The sequence below is a fragment of the Mycolicibacter kumamotonensis genome (assembly GCF_002086285.1).
In the GTDB taxonomy this organism is placed as follows: domain Bacteria; phylum Actinomycetota; class Actinomycetes; order Mycobacteriales; family Mycobacteriaceae; genus Mycobacterium; species Mycobacterium kumamotonense.
In genome coordinates this window covers 15,294-30,189 of record NZ_MVHU01000043.1, presented here as the reverse complement: position 1 = coordinate 30,189, position 14,896 = coordinate 15,294, and the positions used below count along the sequence as shown (strand labels likewise).

General features: G+C 68.7%; 14 protein-coding genes and 1 pseudogene. 11 read left to right on the top strand and 4 right to left on the bottom strand.

Going from position 1 to position 14,896, the window contains the following annotated elements:
* Positions 1-176: 176 nt before the first annotated feature.
* On the bottom strand, positions 177-827 hold the full coding sequence (locus BST28_RS23825; RefSeq protein WP_133054344.1) for a hypothetical protein: 651 nt from the start codon (positions 825-827) through the stop codon (positions 177-179).
* Between the two features lie 687 nt (positions 828-1,514).
* Between BST28_RS23825 and BST28_RS24440 the strand changes: the two genes are divergently transcribed.
* Positions 1,515-1,727 (top strand): hypothetical protein, encoded by a 213-nt coding sequence (locus BST28_RS24440; protein ID WP_133054343.1) that lies wholly within the window; start codon positions 1,515-1,517, stop codon positions 1,725-1,727.
* A 98-nt stretch (positions 1,728-1,825) separates the two neighbouring features.
* Here BST28_RS24440 and BST28_RS20465 read toward each other — a convergent pair whose 3' ends face one another.
* Positions 1,826-3,085 carry a PucR family transcriptional regulator gene (locus BST28_RS20465; RefSeq protein ID WP_083082658.1) on the bottom strand — a complete coding sequence of 420 codons (1,260 nt, stop codon included), beginning with the start codon at positions 3,083-3,085 and terminating at the stop codon, positions 1,826-1,828.
* Positions 3,086-3,208: 123 nt separating this feature from the next.
* Between BST28_RS20465 and BST28_RS20460 the strand changes: the two genes are divergently transcribed.
* The gene (locus BST28_RS20460) at positions 3,209-4,762 is read left to right on the top strand and encodes a flavin-containing monooxygenase (RefSeq protein WP_083082655.1); all 1,554 of its coding nucleotides are present in this window, start codon (positions 3,209-3,211) and stop codon (positions 4,760-4,762) included.
* Positions 4,763-4,773: 11 nt separating this feature from the next.
* Positions 4,774-5,709, top strand: coding sequence for an alpha/beta hydrolase (locus BST28_RS20455; RefSeq protein WP_337339097.1), 936 nt, complete (start codon positions 4,774-4,776; stop codon positions 5,707-5,709).
* Positions 5,710-5,811: 102 nt separating this feature from the next.
* On the opposite strand, the gene BST28_RS20450 is transcribed toward BST28_RS20455, so the two are convergent.
* Positions 5,812-6,177 (bottom strand): hypothetical protein, encoded by a 366-nt coding sequence (locus BST28_RS20450; RefSeq protein WP_065289955.1) that lies wholly within the window; start codon positions 6,175-6,177, stop codon positions 5,812-5,814.
* Positions 6,178-6,501: 324 nt separating this feature from the next.
* On the opposite strand from BST28_RS20450, the pseudogene BST28_RS24940 reads away from it, so the two are divergent.
* From BST28_RS24940 to recN, 6 genes and pseudogenes are all read left to right on the top strand, one after another.
* Positions 6,502-7,395, top strand: a pseudogene (locus BST28_RS24940) (tetratricopeptide repeat protein); the annotation flags it as partial.
* A complete protein-coding gene (locus BST28_RS24935; RefSeq protein WP_272937545.1) occupies positions 7,384-8,421 on the top strand; it encodes an HAD-IIA family hydrolase in 1,038 nt (345 codons plus the stop codon). The pseudogene BST28_RS24940 and the gene BST28_RS24935, both read left to right, overlap by 12 nt.
* A 38-nt stretch (positions 8,422-8,459) precedes the next feature.
* Complete coding sequence (locus BST28_RS24230; protein ID WP_019734667.1) at positions 8,460-8,636, top strand: hypothetical protein; 177 nt, start codon at positions 8,460-8,462, stop codon at positions 8,634-8,636.
* A 6-nt stretch (positions 8,637-8,642) separates the two neighbouring features.
* Positions 8,643-9,449: a TlyA family RNA methyltransferase gene (locus tag BST28_RS20440; RefSeq protein ID WP_019734666.1), complete on the top strand. Its 807-nt coding sequence runs from the start codon at positions 8,643-8,645 to the stop codon at positions 9,447-9,449.
* 2 nt (positions 9,450-9,451) lie between these two features.
* Positions 9,452-10,378 (top strand): NAD kinase, encoded by a 927-nt coding sequence (locus tag BST28_RS20435; RefSeq protein WP_080575570.1) that lies wholly within the window; start codon positions 9,452-9,454, stop codon positions 10,376-10,378.
* A 15-nt stretch (positions 10,379-10,393) separates the two neighbouring features.
* Entirely contained in the window at positions 10,394-12,208 is a 1,815-nt protein-coding gene (gene recN / locus BST28_RS20430; RefSeq protein WP_065289324.1) for a DNA repair protein RecN, read from the top strand.
* Positions 12,209-12,233: 25 nt separating this feature from the next.
* Here recN and BST28_RS20425 read toward each other — a convergent pair whose 3' ends face one another.
* Positions 12,234-12,524, bottom strand: coding sequence for a hypothetical protein (locus tag BST28_RS20425; RefSeq protein ID WP_019738904.1), 291 nt, complete (start codon positions 12,522-12,524; stop codon positions 12,234-12,236).
* Between the two features lie 208 nt (positions 12,525-12,732).
* Between BST28_RS20425 and steA the strand changes: the two genes are divergently transcribed.
* Together steA and BST28_RS20415 are read left to right on the top strand one after the other, a co-directional pair.
* Complete coding sequence (gene steA, locus BST28_RS20420) at positions 12,733-13,914, top strand: putative cytokinetic ring protein SteA (RefSeq protein ID WP_019738903.1); 1,182 nt, start codon at positions 12,733-12,735, stop codon at positions 13,912-13,914.
* 22 nt (positions 13,915-13,936) lie between these two features.
* Entirely contained in the window at positions 13,937-14,887 is a 951-nt protein-coding gene (locus BST28_RS20415; protein ID WP_019738902.1) for a copper transporter, read from the top strand.
* The last annotated feature ends 9 nt before the right edge of the window (positions 14,888-14,896 follow it).

Genomic DNA, 14,896 nt, shown 5'->3' with positions numbered 1-14,896 from the left:
GGAAGCTAAGCCTGTCAGCGCCGATGATACTGCCCCACCGGGTGGAAAAGTAGGACACCGCCGAACACAACATAAAGCCCTGTGCCCCCCAAGAAATTTGGGGGGCACAGGCATTTATGCGGCGTCTCTTCGCGGCTGGCGGACAATATATTCAATTTGATGTTTTGGCAAGTTTGCTATTTCCACGCGTGGACCTCCCAAAGGTAAAGGTTCAACGAGGGACTATTTGTCAACGTCGGTGCCGGGGTTACATTCAGGCGTGTTGGCGTCCCTGTTCCAGAGGTGCTTATTTTGAAGAAATCTAGGTTGTCCCTAACGAAGACCAAAGTGCTTCCGTCCGGGCTGACCGCCAAGGGAGAAAGCTTTGCGTAACCGGCTGCCCTTGGGCTGATAGGTTCGGCCCTATCTACCGAGCAATCCGATGATGACTTATATATGACGCCGTCGTCCGAGCTGTAAAAGACGTGGCCCCGGGGGTCGAAGACAGGGTCGAAGAAATACTCCGCACACGGGTCGTGGTCTTCGCCACCGTCGAGCGTCACTTCTCCGGTTGCGGTGTAGGCAAAGTGGGGTGGGTCGCCCCGCTTGGTGTCGGTCGCGATTTTGGTACCAACACCGGTCGAGCCAGCCGGGACACGGAAATAGTCTGTAGGCCGGTCACTGTAGGAAATCTTATAATAGTAGTTGTCGTGGCGGTCGAATCCTATCCCCAGCACATATGATTGCGTACCGAAGTCTGGGTTTTGTGACTTGGGGCCGACATGTGTGACCTGCCCACGGGAATCCAACCATCCTGCGTGGTCAGGTTTTGTGATATCGAGCGTCACACGATCGAAGGTGGTTGGGAAGGCTGAGCGGTTTTCTACAGGGCAGGAGTCGCCCAGTATGGCGCTGCTGAATTGCGCATATTTCACCAGTTTTCCCGATTCTGGGTCGAGCGACCAAACACGGCAATCTCCACCATCAGCCGTGTCCACAATGACGATTCCGCGGATGGGGCCCGGTTCCGGGGGGAGGTCTCCGGCATGGGTCACAACCACTGACTGCGGGCTGTTGATGGCATTGTGTTCGATCGGCCGATTCGTCGTGCTGCAAGAAGCCGTGCAGACTAGCGATACGACGAGGGCTACGGTTCGTAGTGTGATCCATCGGGATTGGATTGCAGGCATTTGGCTTTGACCTCTCAGTAGCCCAACGATCCTGGTAGTTTTAACGGGTCAGCCTAGCTGTGTTTCGTGCGCTTGAAGGCAGATGTCTGGCACGCGGCTTATTCGTCCGGCGGCTAGCAGAGATAGAGGCCGAGGGAAAGCAAGGGTCGTCGGCTCTTTCGGAGTGGGAGTTCGGTGGGCGGCCGCGGCCGCGTTGAGCGCCGATACCACTCGCTGGTGCCAGCAGTGGATTCTTCAGCCGGCCGGCGCTCGCAGATGCTGGCCGCCGGAGTTCGTCGCTGTTGAGCCGCCCCCGCCATGAGCTGTAGCACCCAGGTTAAACGTAGGAAATCTCCAGAAAACTGGGTGCATGCTGACTTTTGCTTACCGCTCGTCGCCAGTGTCGCAACTGCCAGCGTCTTCGCCGGCGCTCCGGTGGTGTCACTGCTCGCCGGGTGGCGGGCGTCGGCATCTTCGCTCACCGGCAACGGCACGTCACCCAGGGACGGCATCGCGTTCGTGTTGGGCGGAACACGCCCGGCGCTGAAACTCGGTGCCGGCCACCGGGTGGAAAAGTAGGACACCGCCGAACACACGTAACGAAACGTCCCCGAAAAATCGGGGGCGTTTCCCTTTTTCCTATAGGCCTCGCTGGAATTTCCGAATGCCCGGGAAATTCAGCCCGGCGAGCCCAGCCAATGGTCGATCTCCAGGGCCACCCCCACCTCAAGCCAGCGGTTGGGCAAACGCTCGGGGGCGAGCAGTTTTTCGGCGCGCTTGATCCGACTGAGCACCGTATTGCGATGCGTGTAGAGCGCGCGGGCGGCGCGGGCGGCGCTGAGACCTTCGCGGAGGTAAACCCGCACGGTGTGGCGCAGGTCCGGGTCTGCGGTGGACAGCCGGCCCAGGACCCGGCCGAGGTAGGCACGGGCAGCCTGCTCGTTCTGGGCCGCGAGGTGAACCAGGGCGATGTCGTCGAAGGCGGCCGCGCGTACCCGGTGGGCGCGGAGCAGTAGTTGTTGCGCGCTGACCGCCTCGAAGTGGCTGCGCCGGAATCCGTCGACGTTGGCGCCCGTGCCACCCACCGCCAGCCGCACTCCGTTTGGTTCATCGCCGGTGTCGTTGCGCGGCGCCTCGGTGAGGACGACGGGGTCCAGGGGTCGGGGAGAACCCAGCCAGAGCCACAGTGAGGAGGAGCTGGCCGGTACCGCCACCATCGGGGGCGACCCGGCGCGGCGGCGTAGCTCGGTCGCCGTGTGCATCAGCGCCGCCTGATCGGGCCTGGCGGCCGCGGTCCACAGCACGGCCGCCACGTGGTGAGTACCGCGGAGACGGTAGCCCAGCCGGTGCTCGGTGAGGTCGAGGTCGACGGGGTCCTCGTCGAGCAGCTGGGTGACGGTCGCGAGCCGCTGGGCGTGGGACTGCCACAGGTAGTCCTCGCGCTCACGCTGGACCAGTGCGGTCAGCTCGTCGAGCGTGGCGTCGACCCATGAGCTGAGTGACCGGAAGACCAGATCCAGTGCCGCGGCGACATCGGCCGGGTCTGCGTCCAGCTCGAAGGTTCGCTGCATCCACAGCCGCCAGGCCTCGTCCTTGGCGACGTGGTAGCCGGTGAAGACGGCGCGGTCGGCTCCCCGCCGAATCACCTCGCGGGCGATGCCCACGACGGGGCCCGCCAGCGCCGGGGCCACCGGCTGATGGGGCGTTTCGGCGATGGTCGCCGCCCAGTGCCGGACATTGAGGCGGGTGGACTCGCGTGCTTCCTGGCTCAACAGCGGATCGGTGTTGACCGGCTCTCCGAGGCCGACCAGTGCGGCCTCCTCCACGCGGGGCAGCGCCCCGCTGTCCGGGTCGAGGAACCAGGATGCCACCTCGCGCACCAGATCCTCGGGCACGCCTCGTCTGGGCCCCGATTCGGATCCGTCGCCCGCCGTCATGGCTGGAGGCTACGCCTGAGATGTGCAATTGCACATCCAAACGCGTTAAGTCAGTGCGGATCGCCCCTTGTTGACGTGCCATGGATCACGTGACGATGGACACACATCATCGAAGGAGTTGTCGTGACCACCACTTCACGCACCGTTGCCGCCCTCGACCCGGGCGCACCCTCGCATCACCCGGACTCGCCCGATGTGGAGATCCTCATCGTCGGCGCCGGGCTCACCGGGCTCGGTTTCGCCTCCCGGCTGAAGATGCAGATACCCGAGCGGTCGGTCCTGATCGTGGACGCCCACCAGGAGGTCGGGGGCACCTGGCACCTGTTCCGCTATCCCGGCATCCGCTCGGACTCCGACCTGATCACCTACGGCTACCAGTACAAGCCGTGGACCAAGGAAAAGGCGATCGCGCCGGGTTCGGAGATCAAGGACTATCTGATCGAGACGGTCGAGGAGTTCGGTCTTGCCGACCGGATGCGCCTGGGCACCCGGGTCGAGTCGCTGGCCTGGTCGTCGACGGAATCGCTGTGGACGGTCACCCTGCGCGACGTCGCCAGCGGTCAGCCGGACACGCTGCGGGCGCGCTGGATCGTCTCGGGCACGGGCTACTTCGACCACGCGGGCGGCTACCGACCGACCTGGGAGGGTGAGGAGCACTTCGACGGGACTCTGGTGCACGCGCAGCAGTGGCCCGAGGGCCTCGACTACACGGACAAGCGCGTGGTGGTGATCGGCAGTGGCGCGACGGCCGTGACCCTGCTGCCGGCGCTGGCCGAGAAGGCCGAATTGGTCACCATGTTGCAGCGCTCACCCAGCTACATCCTGCCGCTGCCGGCCAAGGACGTGGTCTTCAACCTGCTGCGCCGCTTCATGCCGGTCGGCTGGGCGTTCCGGGCGACTCGCCAGGCCAACATTCAGCGCCTGCGCGCGATCGTCAGCCTCAGCCGGCATTGCCCGCGGCTGGTGCGGTCACTGATCCGACGGGTCAACAAGGCCTTTCTGCCCAGCGGCTTCGACGTCGACACCCACCTGAACCCGTCGTACAAGCCGTGGGAGCAGCGGATGTGCTTCGTCCCCGACGGCGACCTGTACGGCGCGGTCAAGCGCGGTCGCGCCACCATCGTCACCGACACGATCGAGCGGTTCGTCCCCGACGGGATCGAGCTGGCCTCGGGGCAGTTTTTGGCCGCCGACATCGTGGTCGCCGCCACCGGCCTGAAGCTGCTGCCCTTCGGCGGCATCGAGGTTTCCGTCGACGGTGAGTCCGTCGACTGGTCCGACACGGTGACCTACAAGTCGGTGATGCTCAGTGGACTGCCGAACTTCTTCTTCGGCTTCGGCTACACGAACAACTCGTGGACCCTGCGGATCGACCTGGCCAGCGACTACCTGGCCCGGCTGTTGGAGTTCATGGACCGGCACGGGTTCGACACCGTCGTGCCGCAATTCACCGACGTCGCCGCCGAGCGGGAGCTGATCCTCGACGACCTGACGTCGAACTACGTGCGGCGCAGCGTCGGCGCCTTCCCTCGCCAGGTCAAAGACGGTCCGTGGATGTTCAAGAGCCACTACCGCTTCGACCTCGAACGGCTCGCGGGCCCGATCGACGACGGCACCCTGCGGTTCGCGCGCAGTGCCGTCCGCCCGCGGCTGACGGTTGCCGGCGGTGCCGCATGAGGCGCAACGACGTGACTTTCCGCAGCGCGGGAACCACCTGTGCCGCTTGGCATTATGCCGGGCAGGGCACGGCGTTCCAAACCGAGGCCGGGCGCCCCTGTGTGGTGATGGCCCACGGCTTCAGTTGCACCCGGGACGCCGGACTGGAGGGCTATGCCGAAGGGTTCGCCGCGGCGGGCCTCGACGTGTTGCTCTTCGACTACCGCGGGTTCGGCGCCTCCGACGGACAGATGCGCCAGCACATCGACTACCGGGGGCAGCGCGCCGACTACCATGCCGCGGTCGCCGCCGCCCGCCACCTGCGCGGCGTCGACCCCGACCGAATCGTGTTGTGGGGCACTTCCTACTCGGGCGGGCATGTGCTGAACGTGGCGGCCCATGACCGGCGTATCGCCGCGGTGCTGTCGCTCACGCCGGCCGTCGACGGAATCCCGGTGCTCGGGATGATCGCCAAGTCCGCCGGGGTGGGCAAGCTCGTGGCGCTGACGGTGGCGGGGCTGCGTGACCGACTCGGCCGGCGTCCGTACCTGCTCCCGGCGATCGGACCGGCCGACTCGCCGGCCGTGATAGCCAAAGACGGTGCCCTGGAAAACTTCCTCGCGGTGACCGGCCCGTGGTGGCGCAACGAGATTCGTGCCCGGTGCACCCTCGATGTCGCCCGCAACCGGCCGGTCCTGGGCATCCGAAGGATCACGGCGCCGCTGCTGATCCAGGTGGGTGATCTGGACACGGTGGTGTCCTCGCCGGCCGCCGCGCGCGCCGCCACCAAGGCCACCGCGCCCACCGAACTGCGCCACTATCCGGTGGACCACTTCGATGTCTACGCTGATCCGTGGCTGTCGACGGTCCTCGAAGACCAGCTGGAGTTCTTGTTCAGCCGGCTCGCGTCGTCCGGAACCGGCGCCACGGCACCGTCACCCGCCATGGCGTCGATGGCGCGGCGGTAACGGCTGCGCGCCAACGCCTTTCGGATCCCGGAACTGCCGAACACGACACAGCGAAACGCCCCCCGAGAAATCGGGGGGCGTTTCATCCCGGGCCCCCGGGGGTCAAGGGTTTTTGGTCAGCCGGATAACCAGGTTGGGCCGGCCCGGGCAATGCGACGTGAAAACCAGCGAGGCGTTGTCCAGCGTGGCCGTGCAGGGTGCGCCCCCGGCGTCGAAAGCGCTGAAGGGGCCACTCCAGACGTTGCGCTGCAGATGCAGGTCACTCGGTGGCTCAGCGCCGGTGTCGAGGTGTCTGCAGTCGGGACCGCACGGGGTCATGGTGAAGGTAGTCGTACTGCCACGTTCGTAGCGACCTCCACCGTCGATCATGGTTGCGGTGTAGCTGCCGTTCAAGGGTGCCGCCGAGGCGGGGCCGACCATTCCGACCACCGCGCCTGCCACCGCCCCGACAACGGGCGCAAATCGCATGAGCACGCCGTGCCTCCTGATCTACCTCGCGTTGGCGACACCCCCGCCTCGACGCCGTGGACTGACTGGCCTGACGCTAACCGGACCGGGACGCTCGGGGATATAGGGATTTCCCTGGTCATCGTCCGCGGTCACCCGGTGGGAAAACCGGGGCGAAGGGCCCGCACCGGCCCGGCATCGCCGCTAATCGCATCCGGTTCGGTCGTGAGGGCGGCACACCGAAGAATGGGCAGCTCGGGGGGTGGTTTGGGCGACTCGGTGCAGTCGGCGGAGCAATGACGGCGGCCCGTATCCTTACACGAGGTTTCATGGTGAAAGGTTTTCGTGGTCGACAACAGAGCAAGTGGCGGGCGTGGTCAGTCGCGCGGGGGTACCGGAAGTGGCCCACGCGGTCCGCAGCAAAGGCGAGGTGGCGGCGACCAGCGGCGCACGTCCACCGGTGACCAGCGCCGAACACCGGGGGGTCCCAGACCGGACCGGGATCGGCGTACCTCGCCGCGGAGGGATCACGACGGTGGCCCGCGGCCGCCCCGGCCATCCGGTGAGGAATTCACCCCGCGCTATGACGATCCGCCGCTTCCCGCGGGGGTCGAGCCCAAGCAGCTGGCGCCGGAGGTGCGCCGGGAATTGAGCACCCTGAGCCGGGCCACCGCCGACGGTGTCGCCTGCCATCTGGTGGCCGCCGGAATGCTGCTCGACGACGACCCGCAGGCCGCGTTGCGGCACGCCCGGGCGGCCCGGGCTCGCTCGACACGGATCACCGCGGTCCGTGAAGCGGTCGGGATCGCGGCCTACCACTGCGGCGACTGGACACAGGCCCTGGCCGAGTTGCGCGCGGCCCGCCGGATGGGCAGCAAATCCGCCCTGCTGCCGTTGATCGCCGACTGTGAACGCGGCCTGGGCCGACCGCAGCGCGCGATCGAACTGGCCGCCACCCCCGAAGCCGCCCAGCTCGAGGGCGACGAGGCCGATGAACTCCGGATCGTGGTCGCCGGCGCCCGCGCCGATCTGGGCCAGCTCGAGCAGGCGCTGACGGTGTTGTCGGCCGCACCGACCGACCCCGAGCGCACCGGATCGACCGTGGCCCGGCTGCACTACGCCCACGCCGAGACCCTGGTGGCCCTGGGCCGCGACGCCGAGGCGCTGGAATGGTTCCTGCGGGCCGCCGCGGCCGACACCGAGGGAGTCACCGACGTCGAGGAGCGGATCGCCGAACTGGGCGGCTCTGCGACGCTAGCCGACGAATACGACTGTCTGCTACTGGATCTCGACGGCACGGTGTTCCGCGGCGGCGAACCGACCGCCGGAGCGGTCGAAACCCTGGCTGAGGTGCAAAGCCGCGCGGTGTTCATCACCAACAATTCCTCGCGGGGCGCTGACGAGGTCGCAGCGCATCTGCGGCAGCTGGGCTTTACCGCTACCGGCGAGGATGTGGCCACCAGCGCCCAGATCGCGGCGCACCTGCTGGCCGAGCGACTTCCCGCCGGATCACGGGTGCTGGTGATCGGCACCGAATCGCTGGCTGCCGAAATCGCCGCCGCCGGTTTGGAACCCGTGCGGCTGGCGGCCGACGAACCGGCCGCGGTGGTGCAGGGCCTGTCCACCGAGACCGGTTGGGCCGAGCTGGCCGAGGCGGCCCTGGCGATCCGGGCCGGAGCGATGTGGATGACGACCAACGTCGACAAGACGTTGCCCTCCGAGCGCGGGCTGCTGCCCGGCAACGGATCGATGGTGGCCGCGCTGCGGGCCGCGACCGACGCCGAACCACAGGTGGCCGGCAAGCCCGGCCCGGCATTGCTCACCGAGGCACTGACCCGCGGCGAGTTCTACGCGCCGTTGGTCGTCGGCGACCGGCTCGACACCGACATCGCCGCCGCCAACGCCGCCGCCCTGCCGAGCCTGATGGTGCTCACCGGTGTCAACTCGGCACGCGACGCCGTCGGCGCGACAGCGGAGCAGCGACCGACCTACATCGGCCACGATCTGCGGGCACTGCAGCTCGACGCCGACCGGCTGGCGATCGGCCCGCAGCCGCAGTGGCGGACCAGCGTCGACGGCACGACGATCACCGTCGCGACGGTGCAGCCCGACGACGACGGCGGTGACGGCCTGTCGATCGTGCGGGCGCTGGCCGACGCGGTAGCCGAAGCCGACCTGGCCGGGCGCCCGTTCACCGTCGAATCCGCCGACGACACCGCCGGGCAGGCTCTGCAACACTGGTCCCTGCTCGGCCCGTGGCCCTAGGGGACCAGAACGGGCATCGACTAGCGTTGGTGGCAGCCATGAACAACGACATTGATGATGTCCGGCAGCGCATCGCGGCGTTGCTGGCCGAGCTGCCCGGGGAAGCCGAGCTGGCCGACCTGCCGGCCCACAGTGATCTGAACGCCCTGGCGCAGCGGCTCGAAGAGGCCCACGAGGTCTTGGTGCGGGCACTGGAATCGGTGGAGAAGGGCTGAGGGCAGATGTCGCGGCGCGCTCGCGTTGACGCCGAGCTGGTCCGGCGCGGACTGGCCCGATCCCGCCAGCAGGCCGCGGAATTGATCGGCGCCGGCAAGGTCACCATCGACGGCATCCCCGCCGTCAAGCCCGCCACCGCCGTGACACTCACCGCCGCCCTGGCCGTCCTGGACGACGGCGAACGCAATTGGGTGTCGCGCGGGGCGCACAAGCTGATCGGCGCGCTGGACACCTTCGGGATCACCGTCGCCGACCGGCAGTGCCTGGACGCGGGCGCCTCGACCGGTGGGTTCACCGAGGTGCTGCTCGACCGCGGCGCGGCCCGGGTGGTCGCCGTCGACGTCGGCTACGGCCAGTTGGCCTGGTCGCTGCGCACCGACCCGCGCGTCGTCGTCGTCGAGCGCACCAATGTGCGCGGGCTTACCCCCGACGCCATCGGTGGCCCCGCCGAGCTGATCGTCGCCGACCTGTCGTTCATCTCGCTGGCCACCGTGCTGCCCGCGCTGACTGGCTGCGCGTCACCCGACGCCGATATCGTTCCGATGGTGAAGCCGCAGTTCGAGGTGGGACGCGAACAGGTGGGCTCCGGCGGTGTCGTGTCCGACCCGGGCCTGCGCGCCGACGCGGTGCGCTCGGTGGCGCACCGCGCGGCGGACCTGGGGTGGGGCACCGTCGCGGTGACCGCCAGTCCGCTGCCGGGGCCGTCGGGCAACGTCGAATACTTTCTGCATCTGCGTGCCGCCGCCGCACCGCTGACCGGTGAGGCGTTGGATGCAGCCGTACACAATGCCGTCGCGAGGGGACCCCAGTGACTATCGGCAGCCGAGAGCGCACCGTTTTGCTGGTGGTGCACACCGGGCGTGAAGAGGCCACCGACACCGCCCGCCGCGTGGAAAAGGTGCTGGGCGACCACGACATCACGCTGCGGGTGCTGACCGCCGAAGCCGTCGACAAGGGCTCGCTGCACCTGGCGCCGGACGACATGCGCGAACTCGGCGTCCAGATCGACGTGGTGGACCCCGACAACCGGGCCGCCGAGGGCTGCGAACTGGTGCTCGTTCTCGGCGGAGACGGCACCTTCCTGCGGGCCGCCGAACTGGCCCGCAGCGCCGACATCCCGGTGCTGGGGGTCAATCTCGGCAGGATCGGCTTCCTGGCCGAGGCCGAAGCCGACCACATCGACCGGGTGCTCGACCACATCATCGCCCGCGACTACCGGGTGGAGGACCGGATGACGCTGGATGTGATGGTGCGCGCCAACGGAGAGATCATCGACAGCGGCTGGGCGCTCAACGAAGCCAGCATGGAGAAGGGCCCGCGGCTGGGCGTGCTGGGCGTGGTGGTCGAGGTGGACGGCAGGCCGGTGTCCACGTTCGGCTGCGACGGGGTGCTGGTGTCGACACCGACCGGATCCACCGCGTACGCGTTCTCCGCGGGTGGGCCGGTGCTCTGGCCCGACTTGGACGCGATCCTAGTGGTGCCCAATAACGCCCATGCTCTGTTCGCCCGGCCGATGGTGACCAGTCCGAATTCGACGATCGCGATCGAAGTCGAAAGCGACGGCCACAATGCGTTGGTGTTCTGCGACGGCCGCCGCAAGATGCTGGTCCCGGCCGGCGGCCGGCTCGAGGTGCAACGCGGCGTCACCCCGGTCAAATGGGCGCGGCTGGGCCGGTCCCCGTTCACCGACCGGCTGGTGCGCAAGTTCCGGTTGCCGGTGACCGGTTGGCGCGGACAATGACGACGGTGCCCGCCGTTGCTCACTGAGATCCGCATCGAGTCGCTGGGCGCGATCCACGCGGCGACCGCCGAATTCGACCGAGGCCTGACGGTGCTGACGGGGGAGACCGGCACCGGCAAGACGATGGTCGTCACCGGACTGCACCTGCTCGGCGGCGCCCGCGCGGATGCCACCCGGGTGCGCTCCGGCGCGGCCCGCGCGGTGGTGGAGGGCCGGTTCTGCACCGCCGACCTGGCGCAGGCGGCGGCCGCGCAGATCGACGAGATCCTGGAGGCCTCCGGCGCCGAACGCGACGAGGACGGCAGCGTGATCGCGGCCCGTTCGGTCAGCGCCGACGGGCCGTCGAGGGCCTACCTCGGCGGTCGCGGGGTCCCCGCCAAGTCGCTGAGCGGCTTCACCGGCGGGCTGCTGACCCTGCACGGTCAGAACGACCAGCTGCGGTTGATGCGCCCGGACGAACAGCGCGGCGCACTGGACCGCTTCGCCGCGGTCGGCGCCCGCCTCGAGCGCTACCGCAGCGCGCGGGAGGCCTGGCTGTCGGCGCGACGTGAATTGGTCGACCGCCGCAACCGCGCCCGGGAACTGGCCCAAGAGGCCGACCGGCTCACCTTCGCCTTGCGGGAGATCGATGCCGTCGACCCGCAGCCGGGGGAGGACGACGCGCTGGCGAACGAGATCCGCCGGCTCTCCGAACTGGACGCACTGCGCGCCGCGGCGTCCGGGGCGCGCGCGGCGCTGGCTGGCGGCTCGGACGACGCGGCGGACGAGGCCACCGGCGGCCCGACGTCGGCCACCGACCGGCTTGCGCAGGCGAAGGCGGCGTTGACCGCCACCGACGACACCGCCCTGCAGGCATTGGGTGAACAGCTCGGCGAGGCGCTCACGGTGGTCGGCGACGTGACCCGCGAACTGAGCGGCTACCTCGATGAATTGCCCACCGGTGCCGACGCCCTGAACGCCAAACTGGCCCGACAGGCCGAACTGCGGTCGCTGACCCGCAAATACGCCGCCGACATCGACGGGGTGCTGGCCTGGGCGGCCCAATCCCGGGACCGGCTGGCGGAACTCGACGTCTCCGAAGAAGCGCTTGCCGGGCTGGCCCGCCGCGTCGACGAGCTCGCCGAGCAGGTGGTCAAGACCGCCACCGATCTCAGCGCTGCGCGCGACAAATCCGCCCGCGGGCTGGCCAAAGCGGTCAGCGCGGAGCTGTCCGGGCTGGCGATGGCCGACGCCGAATTCACCATCGGGGTCAGCCACAGCCCGGCCACCGACGACGACCCGGCCGCTCTGCGGTTGCCGTCGGGGCAGACGGTTCATGCCGGCGCCGACGGCATCGACGATGTCGAGTTCGGGCTGGCCGCGCACCGGGGGATGACGGTGCTGCCGCTGGCCAAGAGCGCCTCGGGGGGCGAGCTGTCCCGGGTGATGCTGGCGCTGGAGGTGGTGCTGGCGACGTCGTCGTCGTCCGCGGCGGCGCGGAACTCGGCCGGTACCACGATGGTCTTCGATGAGGTCGATGCCGGCGTGGGTGGCCGCGCGGCGGTGCAGATCGGGCGGCGGCTGGCCCGTTTGGCGCGCACCCACCAGGTCATCGTGGTGACGCACCTGCCCCAGGTCGCTGCCTACGCCGACGCGCACCTCGTCGTCGACGCCGGACGTGGCGGGGCCAGCGGTGTGCGACGCCTCGACGACGACGGGCGGGTGGCCGAGTTGGCTCGCATGCTGGCCGGTCTCGGCGAGACCGACACCGCCCGGGCGCACGCGCGGGAACTGCTCGATGCCGCACAGCAGGATCGCGCCGAGAGCGCCGGGGCGGGCCGCTCCGAATAGCGGGCCCGACGGGTCGGCGCCCGGGTCAGTTCTTCTTCAGCTGGTACTTGTAGTAGGCGCCGTCGTCAAAGGTGAATGTGCCGCTGAGGGAAGTGTTTTCGACGGTGGTGATGAATCCGTGCGCCTGCCCCGGTGGTTGGTCCGGACCGCAGCTGCCGACATGCCACGTCTGCGTCTGGCCCACCTGGAACTGGTTGGATTCGGAAATGGTCATCGTGTAGGTGCCGTCAGCCAGTTCGGCGTTCGCCGGGCCGGCCAGGCCGAGTGACGCACCCGCCGCCAGTGCGGCCAGGCACGAAATGCGTGTCGCCCTCATGTCGCTGGTTCTCCGTCCTCCCGATTCGGTACCCGGTCGCGTCGACATTAGGGCTCGCAAAGGCATGGCGGATACAGGGAAATCCCTGGATTTTCCGGTCGTGAGTCACCCATAATCCTGTGACTGATGTGGCGTGATAGAACTTCTGGGGCTGGTGTTACGGCGCGCCTCCCGCGATTCGTCTGACTTCCCGGCCAGAATCGCGCCCATGAAGATGTCTGCGCTGTTGTCTCGTAACGCCTCCCGGCCCGGTGTCGTCGGTACCGCACGGGTTGATCGCGACGTCGACCGGTTGCTGCGCCGGGTCGGGCCCGGCGACATCGTGGTTCTCGACATCCTCGACCTGGACCGGATCACCGCCGACGCACTGGTGGAGGCGCAGATCGCCGGCGTGGTCAACGCCTCGGCGTCCATCTCCGGGCGTTATCCCAACCTCGGGCCCGAGGTGCTGGTGGCCAACGGCGTCGCCCTGATCGACGAGGCCGGGCCCACGGTGTTCAAGAAGATCCGCGACGGCGCCAAGATCCGGCTGCACAACGGTGCGGTCTACTCCGGCGACCGACGCCTGGCGCGCGGCGTCGAGCGCAGCGATGTCGAGATCGCCGACCTGATGCTCGAGGCCAAGACCGGGCTGGTGGCGCACCTGGAGTCCTTCGCCGGCAACACCATCGAGTTCATCCGCAGCGAGAGCCCGCTGCTGATCGACGGAATCGGCGTCCCCGAGATCGATGTCGACCTGCGCCGCCGGCATGTGGTGCTGGTCGGTGACGAACCCGACGCCGCCGACGACCTCAAGTGCCTCAAGCCGTTCATCAAGGAGTACCAGCCGGTGCTGATCGGCATCGGCGCCGGCGCCGACGTGCTGCGCAAGGCGGGATACCGCCCGCAGCTGATCGTCGGCGACCCCGACCAGATGAGCGCCGAGGTGCTGCGGGGCGGATCCCAGGTGGTGCTGCCCGCCGACGCCGACGGTCACGCCCCGGGTCTGGAGCGCATCCAGGACCTCGGTGTGGGTGCCATGACGTTCCCGGCCGCCGGGTCCCCGATGGATCTGGCGCTGCTGTTGGCCGACCACCATGGTGCGGCGTTGCTGGTGACGGCCGGGCACACCGCCAACATCGAGACGTTCTTCGACCGGACCCGCCAGCTGACCAATCCGTCGATGTTCCTGACCCGGCTCAAGGTGGGCGAGAAACTGGTGGACGCCCGGGCGGTCGCCACGCTGTACCGCAACCGGGTCTCCGCGGGCGCCATCGCACTGCTGGTGCTGACCATGCTGATGGCCGTCATCGTGGCGCTGTGGGTGTCGCAGACCGACGCCGTGGTACTGGACTGGCTCGGCAACTACTGGCACCACCTGAGGCTGTGGCTGCAGCACTGGGTGACCTAAGAGAACTGGGGCCGACACTGCGATGATCACCCCCCGCTACCACGCGATGTCGCTGACCGCGGTGCTGCTGGCACTGGTGATCGGCGTCGTGCTGGGCTCCGGGCTGCTGTCGGGACCGGTGCTGGGCAGCCTGCAGTCCGACAAGCAGGAACTGCGCGCACAGATCGACACACTGCACGACCAGCAGAACGCGTTGGACGAGCGACTCGGCCACGCAAACGATTTCGACGCCCAGATGGCGCCCCGCATCGTGCACGACGCGCTCAAGGGCAAGTCCGCGGTGATCTTCCGGACCCCGGACGCCGCCGATGATGACGTCGAGGCGGTCGCGCGGATCATCGGCCAGGCCGGCGGAGCCGTCACCGCAACGATCGCGCTGACGCCCCAGTTCGTCGACGGCAACGCCGAGGAGAAGCTGCGGGCGGTGGTGGAGTCCGGGATCGTGCCGGCCGGCGCCCAATTGAGCACCGATCTCATCGACCAGGGCGCCCAGGCCGGCGACCTGCTCGGCATCGCGCTGCTGATCAACTCGCGCCATCCCGACCCACCCGCTGCGCCCGTTGACGACGCCCAGCGCGCCACCGTACTGGCGGCGCTGCGCGACACCGGTTTCATCACCTACCCCGAACCCCGGTTCGCCGCGGCCGACGCCGCGGTGGTGATCACCGGGGGAGCGCTGCCCGATGACGCCGGCAATAGCGGAGTGAGCGTGGCACGGTTCGCGGCGGCGCTGGCCCCGCACGGCTCGGCTACGGTGCTGGCCGGCCGGGACGGCTGCGCCTCGGGCACCGCGGCCGTGGCGATGGCCCGCACCGACGCCGCCGTCGGCGACGCGATCAGCACGGTCGACGACGTCGACCTGGAGTCCGGGCGGATCACCACCGTCATGGCGGTGAGCAGTCTGATCAACGGCGGGCACCCGGGCCGGTACGGCATCGGTCACGGCGCCGGGTCGGTCACCCTCGCGCAATAAGGCCGGGCG